At 65.8% G+C, this 19604-nt stretch carries 17 protein-coding genes; all 17 read right to left on the bottom strand.

The window, feature by feature from the left end; all coding sequences use genetic code 11:
- Positions 1-280, bottom strand: a 280-nt coding sequence (locus AB4Y32_RS38155) for a hypothetical protein (RefSeq protein WP_368726228.1), incomplete at its 3' end; no start/stop codon positions are given.
- 3 nt (positions 281-283) lie between these two features.
- Positions 284-1018: an RNA polymerase sigma factor FliA gene (locus AB4Y32_RS38150; RefSeq protein ID WP_368726227.1), complete on the bottom strand. Its 735-nt coding sequence runs from the start codon at positions 1016-1018 to the stop codon at positions 284-286.
- Between the two features lie 25 nt (positions 1019-1043).
- Positions 1044-1913 carry a MinD/ParA family protein gene (locus AB4Y32_RS38145; protein WP_368726226.1) on the bottom strand — a complete coding sequence of 290 codons (870 nt, stop codon included), beginning with the start codon at positions 1911-1913 and terminating at the stop codon, positions 1044-1046.
- Complete coding sequence (flhF, locus tag AB4Y32_RS38140; protein ID WP_368726225.1) at positions 1906-3822, bottom strand: flagellar biosynthesis protein FlhF; 1917 nt, start codon at positions 3820-3822, stop codon at positions 1906-1908. The genes AB4Y32_RS38145 and flhF overlap by 8 nt, the downstream gene beginning before the upstream one ends.
- A 403-nt stretch (positions 3823-4225) precedes the next feature.
- A complete protein-coding gene (flhA, locus tag AB4Y32_RS38135) occupies positions 4226-6328 on the bottom strand; it encodes a flagellar biosynthesis protein FlhA (RefSeq protein WP_368726224.1) in 2103 nt (700 codons plus the stop codon).
- Positions 6325-7533, bottom strand: coding sequence for a flagellar biosynthesis protein FlhB (flhB, locus tag AB4Y32_RS38130; RefSeq protein ID WP_368726230.1), 1209 nt, complete (start codon positions 7531-7533; stop codon positions 6325-6327). Before flhB ends, flhA begins: the two co-directional genes overlap by 4 nt.
- 212 nt (positions 7534-7745) lie before the next feature.
- On the bottom strand, positions 7746-9056 hold the full coding sequence (locus AB4Y32_RS38125; protein ID WP_368726223.1) for a DUF3443 domain-containing protein: 1311 nt from the start codon (positions 9054-9056) through the stop codon (positions 7746-7748).
- 16 nt (positions 9057-9072) lie between these two features.
- Positions 9073-9624: a DUF2844 domain-containing protein gene (locus tag AB4Y32_RS38120; protein ID WP_368726222.1), complete on the bottom strand. Its 552-nt coding sequence runs from the start codon at positions 9622-9624 to the stop codon at positions 9073-9075.
- Positions 9625-10099: 475 nt separating this feature from the next.
- Positions 10100-10819 (bottom strand): protein phosphatase CheZ, encoded by a 720-nt coding sequence (gene cheZ, locus AB4Y32_RS38115; RefSeq protein ID WP_368726221.1) that lies wholly within the window; start codon positions 10817-10819, stop codon positions 10100-10102.
- Position 10820: 1 nt separating this feature from the next.
- Positions 10821-11216, bottom strand: a complete 396-nt coding sequence (cheY, locus tag AB4Y32_RS38110) for a chemotaxis response regulator CheY (protein ID WP_018418782.1) — start codon at positions 11214-11216, stop codon at positions 10821-10823.
- Between the two features lie 69 nt (positions 11217-11285).
- Positions 11286-12380, bottom strand: a complete 1095-nt coding sequence (locus AB4Y32_RS38105) for a chemotaxis response regulator protein-glutamate methylesterase (protein ID WP_368726229.1) — start codon at positions 12378-12380, stop codon at positions 11286-11288.
- Positions 12381-12385: 5 nt separating this feature from the next.
- The gene (gene cheD / locus AB4Y32_RS38100; RefSeq protein WP_368726220.1) at positions 12386-13204 is read right to left on the bottom strand and encodes a chemoreceptor glutamine deamidase CheD; all 819 of its coding nucleotides are present in this window, start codon (positions 13202-13204) and stop codon (positions 12386-12388) included.
- Positions 13201-14142: a CheR family methyltransferase gene (locus AB4Y32_RS38095; protein WP_368726219.1), complete on the bottom strand. Its 942-nt coding sequence runs from the start codon at positions 14140-14142 to the stop codon at positions 13201-13203. Before AB4Y32_RS38095 ends, cheD begins: the two co-directional genes overlap by 4 nt.
- Positions 14143-14279: 137 nt before the next feature.
- Positions 14280-16097 (bottom strand): methyl-accepting chemotaxis protein, encoded by a 1818-nt coding sequence (locus AB4Y32_RS38090; RefSeq protein WP_368726218.1) that lies wholly within the window; start codon positions 16095-16097, stop codon positions 14280-14282.
- Positions 16098-16247: 150 nt separating this feature from the next.
- Positions 16248-16772 (bottom strand): chemotaxis protein CheW, encoded by a 525-nt coding sequence (locus AB4Y32_RS38085; RefSeq protein WP_368726217.1) that lies wholly within the window; start codon positions 16770-16772, stop codon positions 16248-16250.
- A 33-nt stretch (positions 16773-16805) separates the two neighbouring features.
- Positions 16806-19145 carry a chemotaxis protein CheA gene (cheA, locus tag AB4Y32_RS38080; protein WP_368726216.1) on the bottom strand — a complete coding sequence of 780 codons (2340 nt, stop codon included), beginning with the start codon at positions 19143-19145 and terminating at the stop codon, positions 16806-16808.
- A 78-nt stretch (positions 19146-19223) separates the two neighbouring features.
- Positions 19224-19586: a response regulator gene (locus tag AB4Y32_RS38075; protein ID WP_368726215.1), complete on the bottom strand. Its 363-nt coding sequence runs from the start codon at positions 19584-19586 to the stop codon at positions 19224-19226.
- Positions 19587-19604: the final 18 nt, after the last annotated feature.

The following is a 19604-nucleotide window of genomic DNA, read 5'->3' as shown; positions in this document are numbered from 1 at the left end:
TCCCTGTCTCGGGCGCTCGGCAGAAGTGCGATAAAAAAACGGGTTGTTCAGACCTTCCCTTACTTTCTTTGCGGCGGCAAAGAAAGTGAGTGCCGCCCCGCACAGGGGCAACGCCCGCGCCGCGAGGGCGCAATCGCAGATGCCAGCGCAACGACAAAAGCACCACCACAAAAAAGCCGTCGCAGACAAAAGCGAAGAACAAAAAACCAAAAGAGCCGACCTTAAAAAAGATCAGCTCTCTAAGAAAGAAAAAAACAAGCCGCCCGCAGGGCAAAAACAAAAATCAGTTAGTCTCCGCCGAAGCCCAAGCCTGCTCGCGCAAGCGAGTCCGCAACCGTGCGACGGCCTGCGAATGCAACTGACACACCCGCGACTCGCTGACCTCCATCACCGCCCCGATCTCGCGCAGATTCAATCCGCGCTCATAGTAAAGCGACATCAGCAGCTTCTCGCGCTCCGGTAGCCGCTCGATCGCCTCGACCAGCGCGCCGCGCAAGCTCTCGTCGAGCAGCGCCGACAGCGGATCGGAGTGATCGACGCAATACCGGTCGAGAAACGGCTCGTCGTCAGCGGAACGATCGAAGTCCTCGTAGTAGATCAGCTGACTGCCATGCAGGTCCTGCAGCATCGACTGATACTCTTCGAGCGGCATCTTCAGATGCTCGGCAATCTCCGCCTCGCTCGCCGACCGGCCCAGCGTCTGCTCGACCTTGTGCACGGCCGTCTCGACCTCGCGCGACGTGCGGCGCAAGCTGCGCGGCAGCCAGTCGTTGCTGCGCAGCTCGTCGAGCATCGCGCCGCGAATCCGCTGGCTCGCGTACGTCTCGAACTGCGCGCCCTGATCTTCCTTGTAGCGGCTCGCCGCGTCCAGCAGGCCAATCATGCCCGCCTGGATCAGATCGTCGAGATCCACGCTCGCCGGCATCTTCGCGACGAGCTGCAAGCCGAGACGGCGCACCAGCGGCGCGTACTTCGTCAAGACGTCGGCCTGCGATATCTTTCCTTGAGCGTTGTACATCGTGCTCCCCTTGTTCTTGCCGCCTTCAGGCGTGCTGCGCGGACGGTTGGTCGGCGAATTGCGCCGCTGTCACCGCCGCCGGCGGCACACTGTGCGCCCGTGACGAAATCGCTGGCCGCATCGGCCAGTACTGCAGTTCGGCCGCGATATGCCGAAAGTCGCGCGCTGCAGGTGCCGATGGGAACGCATCGACGACGCAGCGTGACAACTCCATGGCTCGCGCCATCAAAGGCTCGGATGAGACGCAGCCCGCCTCCTCCAGCGATACGGCGAGGTAGCGCCCCGCCACGCCCGCCAGGTTTTCAAACGCGACGTGCGCATCGGCGATGCTCTGCACGTGGTTCATCAGCACGCGAAACTGCGCGATCGCATGCGAGAAGTGCAGACGCTTCATGCACGCGTACGCATCGGTGATCGCCTGCGCCGCGACGCGCGTGACGACCATCACGTCATGCGACTGACTCGCGAGCGCCGACAACGCGCCCTCGCGGCCCACCTGCGCATCGATCAGCACGACATCCGCCGATCCTCTCAGCACCACGCCCAGTTGCTCCTTCGTGCAGCTTTCGCAATTGCCGCGCGACGCAGCGAGGACCGCAAAGCCGAGCGCATGCCGCCCTGTCGCTTCTTCGAGCGTCATCTCGCCGCGCATCACCGCGGAGAAGTTGCCCGCGCCCCGCACGCCGCCGAGCGTCGCGCTCACCGAGCGCTCGCCCAGACACTCGTCGATCACCAGCACGTCCTTGCCCTGCTCCGCGAGCGCCGCCGCCAGATTCACCACCGTCGTCGTCGCGCCCACTCCGCGCGTGCCGCCCGCGACCGCAACGACCCGCGAGCCGGTGCGAGCGAGCAGCCGCCGCAGTCCTTCCGCCTGATCCTGCACAAACTTATCCAAAGCGAACCTCATGCAGATCGGCGGTCGAACGGGCCGACAGCGCCGACAGCAGCGCCGGCACATCCTCGTCCTGCGGGACGAACGGCGAGTTGTCACGCGGAATGCAGAAAGCGCTCTTGATGAGGAATTTCTTCGTCGCGACGTACAGGTTCTCGGGCACCTTCTGTCCCGTCGACACGTAGTGCACGGACAGCTTGTAGCGGATCACCGTATCGAGCACCGCGCCGAGATTGGTCGCTTCGTCGAGCTTGGTCAGGATGCAGCCGGCGAGCGGCTGCTGGTCCGGCGCGTTCTGGTAGGCCTGCACGACTTCGTTCAGCGTGTCGCCGTGGCTCGTCGCGTTCAGCAGCAGCAGGCGCTGGACGGGCTGGCCCGCACGGCACAGCATCGCGATCTGGTCGGAGACGAGCCGGTCGCGCTGGCTCATGCCGATCGTGTCGATCAGCACGATATGTTTGTTGCGCAGCTCGGAGAGCGCGAGCTGAAGATCGGCGGTGTCCTTCACCGCATGCACCGACACGCCCAGGATCTTGCCGAAGATGCGCAGTTGCTCGTGCCCGCCGATCCGGTAGCTGTCGGTCGTGAGCAGCGCGACCTTGCTTGCGCCGAAGCGCATCACGCAGCGCGCCGCGAGCTTCGCCGTCGTCGTGGTCTTGCCGACGCCCGTCGGGCCCATCAGCGCGAACACGCCGCCGCGCTCCATCAGCGCGTCTTCGTTTTCCAGCACGGGCACGTTCGATTCGAGCACCGTCTTCACCCAATCGAGGCCCTCGTCCATGCTTTCGACGTCAGGCAGATTGTCGATGACCATCCTCACGAGCTGCGCGGAGAAGCCGGCCGCGAACAGGTGCTTCGTCAACGCCGCATGCGTCGGGCTGCGGCGCTGGCGATCGGCCCATTGCAGGCCTGCGAACTGCTCTTCCATCATGCCGCGCATCGACGTCAGCTCGTTCATCACGGTCTCGTTGACCATCTGCTCGATACGCGACTTCACCGACTCCATCAGATCGGCGGCCGACTTCGGCGTCATCTCGGCGGCGGCGCTCCGGCGCGCATCGGCCGAGTGAGCGATGTCGCCCGCGACTTCGTACGCCGCGGGCGTGTTCTTCGGCGATGCGCGGCGCGCGGCGAGTTGCGCGGCTTCGCGCGCCCACTCGGGCGTCGCCGCTTCGTTGACGGCCGGCTCGCGCGGATCGACGGGCGTGCCCAGGCCGCGCGCGATCGCGGCGGCGGGCGTCATCGTCGGATTGGCGGCGGGGACCACGTCCTTGGCCGCGATGCGGCGCGCGTGATCGATCAGCCACGGATTCGTTTCGGCCATCGTGCGGGGACGGGCCGGCACTTCAGGCATCGTGGGCTTGCTTGCCACGGAAGGTGCAGCCGATGCATCCGCGCGCAGTTCGCCGCGCGATTCCTGGCGCAGTTCGACTCGTACGTCGTCGGTTGCGCGCGCAGCGTTCGATGCGCCCATCGGCTTGCTGTCGGTTGCCGGGCCTTCGCCGGCGGCCGCCATCGCGCGTTGCGGCTCGGCCTTCTCTTCGCTCGCGGCGGGCATGCGCTCGGTGCCCGCTTCCGGGCTCGCGCCGAACACCGACGAGAACACGTCGGGCATCCCGCTCGCGTACGGATTGACGGGCATCGGCGCGCGCGTGGTGGCGCCTGCGTTCATCGCGGGACCGGCGATCAGCGCCGTGCCTGCCGGCGCGCTTGCGCCCGTCGCGGGCACCGCGGCGCTTTCCTGGGCGCGCGGCGCGATTGCGTTCAGATCCCGGTCGGCGACCGCGACGATCTCGACGGTCCCATCTTCATTCGTGCGATTCGACAATACGACTGCATCGGAGCCCAATGCCTCGCGAACGAGACGCAGCGCGTCACGACTCGTTGCACCGACAAATTTACGAATGTTCAAGCTGGTTCTCCGATGAGCAGCGCGGACCGGCGACATACCGTTTCCCGATGAGATGAATTATTGCGAAAGACGTCCACCGTCCATCGGGCAATAAAGACGGTGAAACGCTGGCAATTCACGCATTCGGCGCCTGCTCCGGAAGCCGGGAACGACCGTCGAAGCCGGCCGATCCGACCGGCAACATGCACCGCTCATCAACTTCAGCGGACGCGAGGCCTTGCGCATCAAGGCGCCGTGCGCGTCAATCCAAAAAGGCCGGCCGCGTGAAGCGGACGGCCTTCGAATCGGACATCCAGTCCGCGAGACAGCCGCGGGCAATCGCGGCGGCGATCGTAGCGCTCGTGAAGATGGTGGCGAAGCGCCGCGAACGCGCCGCGAGGACCGCACACGAACGCGCTCAGGCTCACCCTTGCGTGCCGATCACGTTGACGACCCTCACATGCCGCGTATCGGGCACTTCCGCGTACGACAGCACCTTCAGCTGCGGCAGGCTGCGGCGCAGGAAGCGCGCGAGCATCGCGCGCAGCGAATGCTGGACGAGCATCACGGGCGCGAGACCGATGTTCTGCTGGCGCGTCATCGCCTTTTGCGTCTCCATCAGCAGCGTGTTCGCGAGACCCGGTTCGAGGCCGGGATTCGCGCCCGTGTTGAGCGCCTGGCTCAGGAGCCGCTCCAGATGCGCGTCGAGTCCCATCACCTGGATGTCGCCGTTGCCGGGGAACCACTGCTGCGTGATCGCGCGGCCCAGCGCGAGACGCACGGCCGCCGTGAGATCGTGCGGATCAGTGAGCTTCGGCGCGTGCTCGGACAGCGCTTCGAGGATCGTGCGCATATCGCGGATCGGCACGCCTTCTTCCAGCAGGTTCTGCAGCACCTTTTGCAGCGCCGCGACGGGAATCACCTTCGGCACCACATCGTCGACGAGGGGCGCCGCGTCCTTCTGCATCCGCTCGATCAGCGCCTGCACTTCCTGGCGGCCGAGCAGTTCCGCCGCGTGCGTGACGACGAGGTGATTCAGGTGAGTCGCGACGACCGTGCTCGAATCGACCACCGTGTAGCCGTACACCTGCGCCTGTTCGCGCAGGTTCGTGTCGATCCAGATCGCGGGCAGGCCGAACGCCGGGTCCTGGGTCGGCGTGCCGGGCAGCGCGGCCGTGACCTGGCCGGGATTGATCGCGAGCCATTGGCCCGGATACGCGTCGCCGACACCCACTTCGACGCCCTTGAGCGCGATCCGGTAGCCGTTCGGGCGCAGCTCCAGGTTGTCGCGGATATGAATGACGGGCGGCAGGAAGCCGATTTCCTGCGCGAACTTCTTGCGAATGTTCTTGATGCGCTTGAGCAGCTCGCCGTCCGAGTTCTTGTCGACGAGCGGGATCAGCCGATAGCCGACCTCGAGGCCGAGCGCGTCGATCATCGTCACGTCGTCCCAGCTGGCTTCCGCCGCTTCCGTCGACGCGAGCGCCTGCGGCACGGCATCGACGAGCGCGGCAGCCGTCTTGCTCTTCGCGGCACGCTTCTTCATCACGCGGCCGAGCTGGATCGCGCCGCCGCCCAGCAGCAGAAACGCGAAGTGCGGCATGTTGGGGATCAGGCCCATCAGCACGAGGATCGAGCCCGTGATAGTCAGCACGCGCGGATTCGTGAACAGCTGGCCCGTGAGCTGGGTGCCGATGTCTTCGTCGGTCGCGACGCGCGACACGATCACGCCCGCCGCTGTCGAAATGACGAGCGACGGAATCTGCGCGACGAGGCCGTCGCCGATCGTGAGCAGCGTGTAGGTCTTGCCCGCGTCGCCGAAGTCCATGCCGTGCTGGACGATGCCGACGATCAGCCCGCCGATGATGTTGATCACCATGATCAGCAGGCCGGCAATCGCATCGCCGCGCACGAACTTGCTCGCGCCGTCCATCGAACCGTAGAACTCGGCTTCCTGCGCGACTTCCATCCGACGCTTGCGCGCCTGCTCCTCATTGATCATGCCGGCGTTCAGGTCGGCGTCGATCGACATCTGCTTGCCGGGCATCGCGTCGAGCGTGAAGCGCGCGGACACTTCCGCGATACGTCCCGCGCCCTTCGTGATCACCATGAAGTTGATGACCATCAGGATGATGAACACGACGATGCCGACCGCGAAGTTGCCGCCGACGAGGAAGTGCCCGAACGCCTCGATCACGGCGCCCGCCGCGCCCGGCCCGGTGTGGCCTTCGAGCAGCACGATACGCGTCGACGCGACGTTCAGCGACAGCCGCAGCAGCGTCGAGAACAGCAGCACGCTCGGGAATGCCGCGAAGTCGAGCGGCTTCATCGTGTACATGCTGACGAGCAGCACCATCACGGAAAGCGCGATGTTGAACGTGAACAGCAGATCCAGCAGGAACGGCGGCAACGGCAGGATCATCATGCCGAGGATCATGCAGATCAGAAGCGGGCCCGCCAGTGCCCGCAGATTGGTGCCGTTCAGCGCTTCCGGCCGTCGTGAAAGGAAACCCGCGCGGGCGTTCATGCTGATGCTCCGTTACCTTGAGTGTCGCCGCCGAGCGCATCGGCGGCTTCCTGGTCCGCTTCGTCGTCCGGCACGCCGCCCTTGTCCAGTTCCGGCGGAACGTCGAGGTCCGTCGGTGCGACAGGCGCTGTGCCGCCGTCTTCCTTGAAGCGGCGCAGTTGATAGACCCATGCGAGCACTTCCGCGACGGCGCCGTACAGCGCGCCCGGAATCTCGCGATTCAGTTCGACGTTGTGATAGAGCGCGCGCGCGAGCGGCGGCGCTTCGAGCAGCGGAATGTTGTGCTCCGCCGCCAGTTCGCGGATGCGCGCGGCCACGAGGTTCACGCCCTTCGCGACGACCTTCGGCGCGCCCATCTCGCCGTCCGTGTATTGCAGCGCGACGGCGAAGTGCGTCGGGTTCGTCACGACGACGTCGGCTTTCGGCACGTTCGCCATCATCCGGCGGCGGGCCATCGCGCGCTGCTGCGAACGCAGGCGTGCCTTCACATGCGGATCGCCTTCGCTCTCGCGATGCTCGCGCTTCACTTCTTCCTTCGTCATGCGCAGCTTCTTGTGGAAGCTCCATAGCTGATACGGCACGTCGAGCGCGGCGATCACGAACATGCCCGCGACCGTCATCGCGCAGCACGCGGCGACCAGATGTCCGGCGTTCGACAGCGCGATATGCAGCGGCTGCGTCGCGAGCGCAAGGATGTCGTCGTGCTTGTGCCAGATCGCAAGTCCGCCGATCAGCCCGACGACGATGATCTTCACGAGCGACATGCCGAGCTGGATCGACCCGTTGATCGAAAACATGCGGCCAAGGCCCGTCACGGGGTTCAGACGCCCGAAATTCGGCGACAGCGACTTCGTCGACAGCAGCCAGCCGCCGAGCGCCATCGGCGCGAGCAGCGCGGCGAGGCCCGTCAGCACGAGCATCGGCAGCAGCACGTAGAGGCCTTCGCGCGCGACGGCGCCCGCGTCGGACAGCGTGCGCTTCGTGTCGAAGACGGTTTCGTGATTGAACGTGAAGGCCGCGCGCAGCATCGTCTGCACGTGCTCGCCGATCATGCCGGACATGCCCCACGCGCCGAGAAACCCGGCCGCGACGAGCGCGAACGTCGCCAGCTCCCGCGAACGCGCGACCTGCCCTTCCTCCCGCGCCTTGTCGAGGCGCCGGGGGGTGGCTGATTCGGTTTTTTCGAGGTCGCTATCCTCTGCCAACGCGTTCTCCGGCTGCGAGGGCACCATGCCCTTTTTCAGTCAGAGCGATTATTCCCGCAGACGTCGAGCGGCGATTGGCGGATAAAGGCGGGGAAAGGGGGGTATTTCAAACGATGGGGCGGCGCGAACATGCGCCGCCCAGGGAACCGGAAGCGGAGGAACGTCCGCTTCCGTTCAATGCGCCGGCCCGCGAGCTGCGGGCCGGCACGCGATCACAACGGGAACGCGACGAACGGCGCTTGCCCGCCCGACGCGCGCTTGTCCATCCCGTAGTAGACGTGGCGGCCGAAGAAGAACGGCAGACCGAGATCGAACGCGCTCAACGAGCCGATCTGCCCGCCGAGGTCGTTGAACGCGAAGTTGCTCCCCGCGCTCAACAGGTTCTGCGTATTCGCGACGTTGAGCAGCACGTTGCCCGTCACGCCGTTCGCGCCGACGAGCGTGACCGTGCGTTGCTGGGTCGTGGCCGGACAGTAGAACGACGCCAGATTGCCAGTGCACAACGGCATTGAACCGTCCTGGAAGAAGTAGCCGTTCGAGCCGCTGTCCATGAACGTGTTGGTCGTCGCGCCGTTGAACTTGCTGTTGACGAGGTCGCCGGACGCATCGGTCGTAAAGGTCGTTATCCCCTGTTCCTGGCCGTTGTTCGACTGCGTGCCGATGCCGAACACGACCGTCCCTGTCGCCGATGCCTGGCCGTTCGCGGAGATGGGCGCCATCTGCACGATCACGCCGTTGTTGTCGGCGGCGAAGTTCGGCACGGGGTTGGCCACCTGCTTCGACAGTTCCGCGAGCGTGCGCACGCAGTTCGTGCCGGTGCACGCGTAGTAGTTACTGAACTGCGCGACATTGGCCTGGACCGCGCAGGCCGCTCCGCAATCGAAAGGCGCCACGCCGATGCCGATGATGCCGTTCGCGCCCAACGTCTGCGCGGTATTCTCGGCCGCGCCGTTGATGCAGCCGCCCGAGGGTATCGTCGAAGCGTCCAGGTCGCCGATCACCTGGATGGGAATGTTGCTCGCCACCTCGCCGCTGACCTGCACCGTCGCCGTGCGCGTCGTACCCCACGTGAAGCCGTCGGCGAAGTGCGTGCACTCGGCGAGCTGGCCTCCCGCCGTCGCCTGCTGGATGGGCAGCGCGCTCGCGAGCGAGCCGAGCGCGGAATTGACGATGCGCACGCCGAACGAGCCCGTGTCGAGCAGCACATGGTCGACGGTCGTGCAGGTGTTGCTGCTCGGTGGCGTGCCCGGCTGGCAGATGGTCACGCTGACAGTCGGTATGTTGATGAGGTTCGCGACGCCGCGATCCACCGTCACGGCCACCGTGTTCGGCGCGTTGGCGGCAATCGGCTGCTGGTTGGGGGCGTTGCTGGCGCCCGACGAGGACGACGAGCTTCCGCCCCCGTCGCCACCTCCACCACCGCCGCCGCCGCATCCGGCGACGAATGCCGTCATCGACACGACGCAGATGGCGAGCACGGCCTTTACGACGTGGATGGACTTCTCGATCTTCGCGAATCGCATGGTTCGTCTCCCGTCGTTACTTGATATCGGTGCCGCTCACGCCAGCCGGCAGTGCCTGCGGCAGGTAAGCCTGGCCGGAGAAAGCGCCCATATGGCCGCCCGAATGCACGACGAGCCCGCTCTCCTGCACGACGCCGGGGCCGTGTCCGCCGCCGCGCAACTGACGTGCATTTGTCACGCCCGCCACGTACTGGGGGAAATAACTGCCTAGCAGGTCGGAAAGGTCGGGCATTTGCGGCCCGCTCCACGCGAGGCCGAAGACGCTGCCCGCCGTCGAGATGTACTCGCGCACGACGGTGCCGTTGCCGAGCGTGGTCTCGCGCACCGTGTACGACGCGGCGGTGCTGGCGGAAGAAGACGAAGCGGACGCGGCCGAACCGCCCGACGCGCTGCGCATCACGGCGACACCGGACGGCGCGGGCACCGTCTGGGTCGTAGCGCCGGCGGGCGGGGTCATCGGGCTGCCGCCCAGAGCGGCGCTGGCAGGCTGCGAAACGAGCAGTCCCGGCAGCGCGCAACACAATCCAAACGCTGAAAAGACAGCGGCACGGCTGAAGCTAATCGACATGGTTATATTCCTCCGCCCAATCGACACTGGACAGTGCCAGCAGTTCACGGACCCGGTCTGTTCATTCAGGAGGAAACCGCGCGCCTGCGCATGCGAGCGCCGTGCGTCAGACGGCATCGGGCGCCGTCCCACGCTATCCTCCCCCGACCGTAAGTATGCCAGCGGTTGATGACGTGAAGCGGTGTGCGATCGTACGAACGGGCGCGCGCCGATGCGGTGAGCATCGATACGGAAGATGCTGAAACGGCGCTCACGGCTTCGCGCGAAGCCTGAAGCGGACGCCCGGATGGGCGTTCGCGGACACATGACCGAGGGAGAGACTGGGCCCGAATTGGGCCCGAATTGGGCCCGAATTGGGCCTGAGTGGTCCGCAAAGAACGCCAGGGAACTCAACGAGCGGCGCGGCAAGACGCGCGCGCCGCCGCGGCGGCCGTGCCGGCCATGTCCGGCGCGGCCCAGGAAGCAGCCGTGCGCCTTAGAAGCCGAGGCTGGCAAGCAGATCGTCGACCTGGCTCTGGTCCTGCAACACGTCGGGCTTGCCTTCCGGATTGATCTGCGGACCGTTCAACAGACTCTGCGGGCTGCCTGTCGGCGAGATCGGGTCGTGCTGGGCTTGCGCCGCGAGTTGCGCCGCCGTCGCCGCGAACTGCTCGCGCCGCTCGGCCGCGATGTTGTCGATCAGCACGCCGAGAAGCTGTTGCTCGATCAGGTACACGACGTCCGTGATCTTCTTGATGACCTGGCCCGTCAGGTCCTGGAAGTCCTGCGCCAGCATGATCTCGAGCAGTTGAGCGTTGGTCGCCGACGTGATTTCGGGCACGCCGCGCAGGAACGCGCGCGTGTCGTTCATCAGCGCGCGCACTTCCTCGCGCTCGATGGGCGCCGAGTACCATTGCTCCCAGCGCGCGTCGAGAGTGGCCGCGCCCTGCTGCAACTGCTCCTGCATCGGCTTCGCGACCTCGATCGACGACAGCACGCGCTCGGCCGCCTGCTCGGTCATCGTCGCGATGTATTTCAGACGGTCGCGAGCGTCCGGCACTGCTTCCGCCGCGCGCTCGACGTGCTTGTCGATCCCCAGCTCGCGCATCGAATCGCGCAGCGTGCGCGTGAGATGTCCGATGCGTGCGAGGATGCGGTCGGTCGCGAGGTCGGTGCCGTCTTCCCTGGCGCCTTGCTCGTTGATCGATGGGTTCACATCAGCTCCCGGCTTTCGCCATCTTCTCGAGGATCTTGTTGAGCTTCTCGTCGAGCGTCGCGGCCGTGAACGGCTTCACGACATAGCCGCTGGCGCCCGCCTGCGCGGCAGCGATGATGTTTTCCTTCTTCGATTCGGCCGTGACCATCAGCACGGGCAGATGCGCGAGCGACGCATCGGCGCGGATTTCCTTGAGCATCGCGAGGCCGTCGAGGTTCGGCATGTTCCAGTCCGAAATCACGAACTCGTAGCTGCCGCTGCGCAGACGCGCGAGGCCCGCTGCACCGTCTTCCGCTTCGTCGACGTTCGAGTAGCCCAGTTCCTTCAACAGATTGCGGACGATCCGGCGCATCGTCGGAAAGTCGTCCACAACCAGAATCTTCATTCCCTTATCCATGTCCTGTTCCTTTTTCCAATCCAGATGGTGCGGTCACTGGCCCATCTCAAACATTTGGCCGAGGCCGCATCATACGCGCTGAACGCGATCACCCATTGCAGCCAGACGCGCCATCACGCGCCGGCTCATTTCCGAAAGCGGCGCGATCTCGTCCGCAGCGCCCATCGCGATCGCCTCGCGCGGCATGCCGAACACGATGCAGCTCGCTTCGTCCTGCGCGAGCGTGTAAGCGCCCGTCTTGCGCATATCGAGCAAGCCCGCCGCGCCGTCGCGCCCCATGCCCGTGAGAATCACGCCGACGGCGTTCTTCCCGGCATGCAGCGCAGCCGAGCGGAACAGCACATCGACAGACGGACGATGCCGGTTGACGGGCGGGTCGTCTGACAGATGCGCGATATAGTTCGCGCCGCTGCGGGCAAGAAGCAGGTGAGCGTGGCCGGGCGCGATATACGCATGCCCCGGCAGCACGCGTTCGCCGTGCTCAGCCTCTTTAACGGTAATCCGGCACAAACCATTAAGGCGTTGCGCAAAAGATTTTGTGAATCCGGGCGGCATGTGCTGCGCGATCAGCACGGCGGGCGCATCGGGCGGCAGCGGCATCAGCACTTCGCGGATCGCTTCCGTGCCGCCCGTCGATGCGCCGACGATGATCAGCTTTTCCGTCGACACGAGCGGGTTGTTGAAGAGCGGCGCGTGCGGCGCGGCGGACGCAGCGGCCTGACCGGCTGCGGGCGCGTGTTGTGCGGGCGCCGCCTGGCGCACGCGCGCGCGGGCAGCGGCGCGCACCTTGTCGGCGAGCTTTTCCGCGTATTCGAGCATGCCGTCGCGAATGCCGACGCGCGGCTTCGTGACGAAATCGACGGCACCCAGTTCGAGCGCGCGCAGCGTGATCTCCGAGCCGCGCTCCGTCAGCGACGACACCATCACGACAGGCATCGGACGCAGGCGCATCAGCTTTTCGAGGAAGTCGAGGCCGTCCATGCGCGGCATTTCGACGTCGAGCGTCAGCACGTCCGGGTTGTGCTGCTTGATGAGTTCGCGCGCGACGAGCGGGTCGGGCGCGGTGGCGACGACCGTCATGTCGGGCTGGCTGTTGATGATTTCCGTCATCAGACTGCGAATCAGCGCCGAATCGTCGACGCACAGTACCTTGATCTTTTGCACAGCGCTCACGCCTCCTCTACAGTCCTGGCGTTGTTTGATTGAGTCGGGCGCGCGGACGCGCCGAATAATTCGATGCGCGGCTTCGCGCCGGCCGGGCGTGCCGCGCCCGCATTCGGGCTCGCCGCCGGATTTGCCGCCGCGTTTGCCCCAGCCGATACGCCCGCGCCGAACAGCTCGATGCGCGGCTTACCCGCAGCGGGCGCCGCGAACAGCTCGACGCGTGCGCGCGCTTTTGCAAGCCGCTCGGCGCGCGCTTCGGCCGATTGCCGCGCGAGCGCCTGCTCGCGTTCCGCGACACCGGCTTCCTGTTGCAGACGCAGCTTCTTGACCATCACCTGGCCCGTGCGCGGCATGAAAGCGACTTTGCGCGGATGATTGCCTTCCAGGTCTTCGGCGACGATGGGAATCTTTTCGAGCGCGAGATAGCGGCGCACGAAGGCGGAGTTGCGGTCGCCGATGTTCATCGTCGTCATGCCCGCGAGCACGGCCGCGCCGCCGAACACCTTCGCCTCGAAACGCTCGCGGCGGCCGCCCGCCTTGATCAGCTCGTTGATCAGCACTTCCATCGCGTAGGCGCCGTAGCGCATCGAGTCGGAAGCGGCCTGCGCGACATCGGCGCCGTCGTCGGGCAGCATGAAGTGATTCATCCCGCCGATACCCGCCGTGCGATCCTGGATGCAGGCCGCCACGCACGAGCCGAGCACCGTGACGAGCACCATGTCTTCGTTCGTCGTGTAGAACTCGTTCGGCAGCAGCTTGACGCCGGGGCGCTTGAAGTGATTGTCGAAATAGAGATTCGTTGCGATCGGCAGGGTGCTGCTCATGCGGGCACCCCGCTCGTCGCGCCGTGGCTCGCCGCACGATGAGCCGTGCGCGCAGCGCCTGCATCGCGGGTCAGTTCGTAGACGGTTTGCCCGCGCAGACGGAATGCCTGCGTGACATACGTGAAGTTCTCCGAGTGGCCGGCGAACAGCAGGCCGCCCGGCTTCACGAGCGGCTCGAAGCGCGAGAGCACCTGCCCTTGCGTCGGCTTGTCGAAATAGATCATCACGTTGCGGCAGAAGATCGCGTCGAACTGCGTATTCAGCCTGTAGTCGCGCTCGGTCAGATTCAGTTGCTCGAAGCGGATCATCGCGCGCAGCTCGGGACGCACCTTCACCATGCCCGCATGCGCGCCCGTGCCCTTCAGGAAAAAGCGCTTGAGCCGCTCCTGCGACAGATGCTTGACCTGGTCGAACTGGTACATGCCCGCCTCGCCTTTGGCGAGCACCTGCGTGTCGATGTCGGTCGCGAGCACGCTCGCCTGGCGCGCGGCCTGCTCGCCGAGCGCTTCGATCAGCGTCATCGCGATCGAGTACGGCTCCTCGCCCGTCGATGCCGCCGAGCACCAGACCGACACGGGCCCCGCCCGGCGCGCGACGAAATCGGCGAGAATCGGAAAGTGATGGGCTTCGCGGAAGAACGCGGTGAGGTTCGTCGTGAGCGCGTTCGTGAACGCTTCCCACTCGGCGGGATCGTTGTCCGATTCGAGGAGGTCGAGATATTGGCGAAACGAGTCGATCCCGCGCGCGCGCAGACGCCGCGCGAGCCGGCTATACGCCATGTCGCGCTTGTGATCCGACAGCGAAATGCCCGCGCTGCGATGAATCAGCTCACGAATGCGGGCGAAATCCGCCGACGTGAATTCGAAATCGCGAGCCTGTTCGCCGGGTTTCGCCGGCTCTGCCCGTTCAGGGCGTGCTTGCGCGCGCGTTGCCATCATGATGTTTTCCGTCTGCCACAGCGAGCGCCGCACCGCTCATCGATCCTGCCCTTGCCGCTGTTGCGTTCAATGTTGCCTGCGTTGTCGCCGGCACCGCGTGTGCGTGCCGGCCATCTGATCCATCCATGTGTCGTTCGTCAGAACGTTTCCCAATCGGCGTCCGACGTCGAAGCCGCTTTCGCCGTCTGACGCGCGGCGGGTTCCGCCGACGTCAAGGGTGTCTTTCTGACGGCCGGTTCGACGCGCGCGGGCGCGGGCGCTGCCGGTTCCGCCTTCGCGATGGCAGGCTGCGCGGGCTTCGCCGCCTGCGCGGCGACGGCTGCCTTCACACGGCTCTTCGCTGCGTTCGCGGACGGCGTGGCCGCCGCGCGCGCTGCTTGTGCCGCTTGTGCCGCTTGCGCGCCGTTCACGTGCCAGTGCCCGATCGCCGTCTGCAACGAGCGCGTCTGCTCTTCGAGCGACGCTGCCGCTGCCGCTGCCTGTTCGACGAGCGCCGCGTTTTGCTGCGTCACTGCGTCCATCTGCACGACGGCGCGGTTGACCTGCTCGATGCCGCCCGATTGCTCTTCCGATGCCGCGCTGATCTCGCCCATGATGTCCGTCACGCGGCGCACGGCCTGCACGATTTCGTCCATCGTCGTGCCCGCGCGGCCGACGAGTGTCGAGCCGCTCTGCACCTTGTCGGCGGAATCGCCGATCAGCTCCTTGATTTCCTTCGCCGCGCTCGCGCTGCGTTGCGCGAGGCTGCGCACTTCGCCCGCAACGACCGCGAAGCCGCGGCCCTGCTCGCCCGCGCGCGCCGCTTCGACGGCCGCGTTCAGCGCGAGAATGTTCGTCTGGAACGCAATGCCTTCGATCACGCTGATGATGTCGACGACCTTGTTCGAGCTGGTCGCGATGTCCTGCATCGTGCTGACCACCTGGCTCACCACTTCGCCGCCGCGCGTCGCGATGTCCGACGCGTTCACGGCAAGCTGACTCGCCTGGCGCGCGTTTTCGGCGTTCTGGCGCACGGTGCCCGTCAGTTGCTCCATGCTCGATGCCGTTTCCTGCAGCGAGGCGGCTTGCTGTTCGGTACGCTGCGACAGGTCGGTGTTGCCCATCGAGATCTCGCGCGCGCCCGTGTCGATCGACTCGACGCTCGCGTGCATCGACTTGAGCATCGCCGACAGGCTTTCCTGCATCTGGCCGACTGCCCGGAAGAGGCGGCCGATTTCGTTGGTGCCCGACGTATTCACCTGTTGCGTGAGGTCGCCCTTCGAGATGCGCTCGAAGCACGCGATCGCGTCGTTCAGCGGCTGCACGATCATGCCGCGCAGCGCGAAGCGGATCGCGATCACCAGCACCACCGCGAGCACCACGACGCCGATGATCAGCGCGCGCATCGTCGCGATCTGCTCGGCGGCGTTCGCCTGCTGCTGGTCGGCGTGCGCCTGCAACGCCTTGATCATCGGACTGGCCGCGTCGTCATACGCGACGAACATCGGGCTGATCTTCGTGTCGGCGATTGCGTGATAGCCGGACAGGTCGCTCGCGCGCAGCGCCGCGAATTCGGGATTCACGCCGTCGTTCATCAGCGACGCGCGCTTCGCAACCACGGCGTCGACCAGCGATTGATCGATACCCTTCTTCGGGGTATTCAGAAACGCCTGCCAGTTTTCGTTCGATTTGCCGAGCAGTGCGGCCGCACGGTCAAGCACCTGCTTCGTTTGCTCGATCTCGCCCGCCGCCGTCAGCGCGTTGACGCGGTCGAACGTGACGCGCGCGCGCAGCAGGTACGACGACGAGTCGTTCAGCGTGCGGATCGCCACGATGTCGCCATGCGCGATGCCCTCCAGCGCGTCGCCCGAGTGGCTCAGCGCCGTGAGCCCAAGCGCCCCGACGACCACTGTCAGCGCAACGAGAATGATCCCTACGACAGTCAGCGTCGTCCGGATCGACCATCTGCTCAGCATTTTTCTGCTCCCTGATTTTGCTGTACGGGAGGTAGCGCTTTGGCGCTTGCTCCCGTCCCATGCACGCTGTCGATTAGAGTCGGCGTGTTAGCGCTTCCTCCGGTCTCATGCATAGCTGTCGTTCTTGCCGCGTTCCTGCAGCCCGCGTGACTAGCCGAGCGTTTCCGTCAATGCCATTTCCCGGCTGGTCATCAGCTTTTCGATGTCCATCAGGATCAGCATGCGGCCATCGACCGTGCCGAGGCCCGTCAGATATTCCGCCGTCAGCGTCGCGCCGAATTCCGGCGCGGGCATGATCTGGTCGTTGGCGAGCGTCAGCACGTCGGAGACGCCGTCCACGACCATGCCGACCACGCGGCCCGCGACGTTCAGAATGATCACGACGGTCTGATGGTCGTACTCGACGCGGCCAAGATGAAACTTGATGCGCATGTCGACGATCGGCACGATGATGCCGCGCAGATTGATCACGCCCTTGATGAATTCCGGCGCGTTCGCGATGCGCGTCACGCTTTCGTAGCCGCGGATTTCCTGCACCTTCAGGATGTCGATGCCGTACTCTTCGGCGCCGAGCGTGAAGATCAGGAACTCCTGACCGCCCGCGTCGGCCTGCGCGTCGCGGCGGCCGTTCGAGCCGGCCAGGCCGCTCGAATTGATGGATTGGACTTCTGCCACGTTAGCCCCCAAACAGTTGGGATGAGTTGAATATCAGGCGAACGCGAGCGACGCGCCGTGCGATGCCCGCGATTCGCGATTGAGTGCCGCCACGTCCACGATCAGCGCGACGCTGCCGTCGCCGAGAATGGTCGCTGCGGAAATGCCGTGCACCTTGCGGTAATTCGTTTCGAGGTTCTTCACCACCACCTGCTGCTGGCCGACCAGTTCATCGATCAGCATCGCGAACCGGCGTCCTTCCGTCTGCATGATGGTGACGATGCCCTGCGTCGGATCGGTGCGCGCGTCGTCGACCGAGAACACTTCGTGCAGCGCGACGAGCGGCAGATATTCTCCGCGCACGCGCACGACGCGTTCGCCGTTCGCGACGGTGTAGATGTCGTCGGCGCGCGGCTGCAGCGACTCCATCACGAAGTTCAGCGGCAGAATGAAAATCTCGCTGCCCACCTTCACCGACATGCCGTCCAGAATCGCCAGCGTGAGCGGCAACACGATGCGGGTCGTGCTGCCCTTGCCCGCGTGCGACGTGATTTCGACGTGGCCGCCCATCGCCTGAATGTTGCGCTTCACCACATCCATGCCGACGCCGCGGCCCGACACGTCCGTCACCTGCTCGGCCGTCGAGAAGCCCGGCAGGAAGATCAGGTTCCAGACTTCTTCGTCGGTCATCGTGTCGCTGACCTGCATGCCCTGCTTCGCGGCCTTCGCGAGAATCTTGTCGCGGCGCAGGCCCGCGCCGTCGTCGCTCACTTCGATCACGATGTTGCCGCCGTGATGCGCCGCCGACAGCACGAGCTGGCCCGTAGAATCCTTGCCCGCCGCCTTGCGCGCTTCGACTGTTTCGATGCCGTGATCGAGGCTGTTGCGCACGAGGTGCGTGAGCGGATCGATGATGCGCTCGATGAGGCTCTTGTCGAGTTCGGTCGCCTGACCGAAGGTGACGAGTTCAACCTGCTTACCGAGCTTCGCCGCCAGATCGCGCACCAGGCGCGGGAAGCGGCTGAAGACGTAGTCCATCGGCATCATGCGGATCGACATCACCGCTTCCTGGAGGTCGCGTGCGTTGCGCTCCAGTTGCGCCATGCCGTTGAAGAGACGGTCGTGCAGCGCCGGATCGAACGTGCTGGTCGTTTCCGCGAGCATCGCCTGCGTGATCACCAGTTCGCCGACGAGGTTGATCAGCTGGTCGACCTTCTCGACGCCGACGCGGATCGAGCTGCCTTCGCCCGCATTCGCGGCTGCCGCCGGACGCGCCTTGCGATCGCCTTCGACGGATGCGTGCGCGGCTTTCGCTGCGGCCGCTGCCGGCTGCGACGCCTCCGCAGCGGGTGTAACGATTGCGGCTGCGGCAGGCTGAGCGGCCTGCTCCATAGCCGGTTGAAAAGCGGGCTCGACGACGGGCTGCGCAGCCACGGCAGGCGCAGCCGCTGCTGAAGCCGCCGGAGCTGCGGCGGCCGACTGCACGACTGCGGCAGGCGCCCCCGCGCCGCCGCTCGCCATGCCCCCCGCAGACGCCTGCGCAACGGGCGCGGCTTCGGGCGCGCGAGGCGCGTCCTGTGCTGCGTCGTTGGCTGGCGCCGCGCCGCGGCCAATCTCGATCTGACTTTCGTCGATCACGAAACAGCACACGGCGACAATGTCGTCGGACGACACATCGGATTCCAGCCACAGCGTGATGTCGCCGCCTGTCTTCACCTGTCCGACGATTCGGCCCAGGTTGCCCAACTCTTCGGTCAGGAGTGCCTGGTCCTTTTCCCCAACGCCCCGTAGCGTAATTTTCAGATGGGGTCCTGCGGCCGCGTCGGATGGCGCAGCGCCGGTCTTTGCCGGTTCGTTGCCTGCCCATTCGCCTGCGGCTTCTACTGCCTGTTCGACAACGTGTTCCGGCGCATGTCCGTTCGCGGCCGGTTGCGCAACGGCCGGTGCGGCGAACGCTGCCGCCGCCGGTGCCGGTGCAGCGGCTTGCGCGGGCGCCTCGCCACGGCTTTCCGCGTTCAGCCGTTCGAGCTTCGCGCAGATCGCGGCCGCGACGGCCGCATCGGGTTCGGCGCTCGCGCGGTAATCGGCGAGCTGTCCCGAGAGCACGTCCTTCGTTTCGAGGAACGTGTCGATCATGTCCTTGCGCAGCACGAGCTCGTTGTTGCGCGCGCGGTCCAGCAGCGATTCGAGAATGTGCGTCGTCTCGGTCAGCGCGGTGAAGCCGAACGTCGCCGCGCCGCCCTTGATCGAGTGGGCCGCGCGAAAGATGGCCGCCAGATCCTCGGGATCGGGCTGGCCGACGTTCAGATTCAGGAGCAGTTGCTCCATCTGCGCGAGCAGTTCGTCCGCTTCGTCGAAGAACGTCTGATAGAACTGAGTGATGTCGAGTGTCATGCCTGTGTCACCGCGAAAGTCCTGTCTGGCTTGCTATGCCACTTCCATTTGTCGTTTGCCGCCTGCCCGCCGCCGCGCTCACGCGAGCGCCGCGACCAGTTCGGTCAGCGTGTCGGGGTCGAGCGGCTTTTCGATCCAGCCCGTCGCGCCCGCGTCGCGTGCGGCAGCCTTGAACGGCTCGCCGGATTCCGTCGTCAGGACGAGGATCGGCGTCGTGCGATAAGCGGGATTGCCGCGCAGCGCGGCGATCAGATCGAGGCCGGTTCGGCCCGGCATGTGCTGATCGGTCAGCACGAGATCGAACGGCATCGCCAGCGCGTTCTCGAGCCCTTCGTCGCCGTCGGCCGCGAGCGTCACCTGATAGCCGGCACCCGTCAGCGTCGCGGCAAGGATTTGCCGCATCGCGGCCGAATCGTCGATTGCCAGAATGTGCCTGATCATTGCATCCTCACTGCGCTC

Origin of the sequence: Paraburkholderia phymatum, from assembly GCF_040965635.1 — a bacterium.
Classification (GTDB): domain Bacteria; phylum Pseudomonadota; class Gammaproteobacteria; order Burkholderiales; family Burkholderiaceae; genus Paraburkholderia; species Paraburkholderia phymatum_B.
This window is presented reverse-complemented; position numbering and strand designations above follow the sequence as displayed.

Bases quoted from the DNA above. Each gene is read 5' to 3' on its own strand.
- AB4Y32_RS38075 (WP_368726215.1), bottom strand. From the start codon at position 19,586: ATGATCAGGCACATTCTGGCAATCGACGATTCGGCCGCGATGCGGCAA.
- AB4Y32_RS38125 (WP_368726223.1), bottom strand. From the start codon at position 9,056: ATGCGATTCGCGAAGATCGAGAAGTCCATCCACGTCGTAAAGGCCGTG.
- cheY (WP_018418782.1), bottom strand. From the start codon at position 11,216: ATGGATAAGGGAATGAAGATTCTGGTTGTGGACGACTTTCCGACGATG.
- AB4Y32_RS38120 (WP_368726222.1), bottom strand. From the start codon at position 9,624: ATGTCGATTAGCTTCAGCCGTGCCGCTGTCTTTTCAGCGTTTGGATTG.
- AB4Y32_RS38150 (WP_368726227.1), bottom strand. From the start codon at position 1,018: ATGTACAACGCTCAAGGAAAGATATCGCAGGCCGACGTCTTGACGAAG.
- flhA (WP_368726224.1), bottom strand. From the start codon at position 6,328: ATGAACGCCCGCGCGGGTTTCCTTTCACGACGGCCGGAAGCGCTGAAC.
- AB4Y32_RS38095 (WP_368726219.1), bottom strand. From the start codon at position 14,142: ATGATGGCAACGCGCGCGCAAGCACGCCCTGAACGGGCAGAGCCGGCG.
- cheD (WP_368726220.1), bottom strand. From the start codon at position 13,204: ATGAGCAGCACCCTGCCGATCGCAACGAATCTCTATTTCGACAATCAC.
- cheA (WP_368726216.1), bottom strand. From the start codon at position 19,145: ATGACACTCGACATCACTCAGTTCTATCAGACGTTCTTCGACGAAGCG.
- AB4Y32_RS38090 (WP_368726218.1), bottom strand. From the start codon at position 16,097: ATGCTGAGCAGATGGTCGATCCGGACGACGCTGACTGTCGTAGGGATC.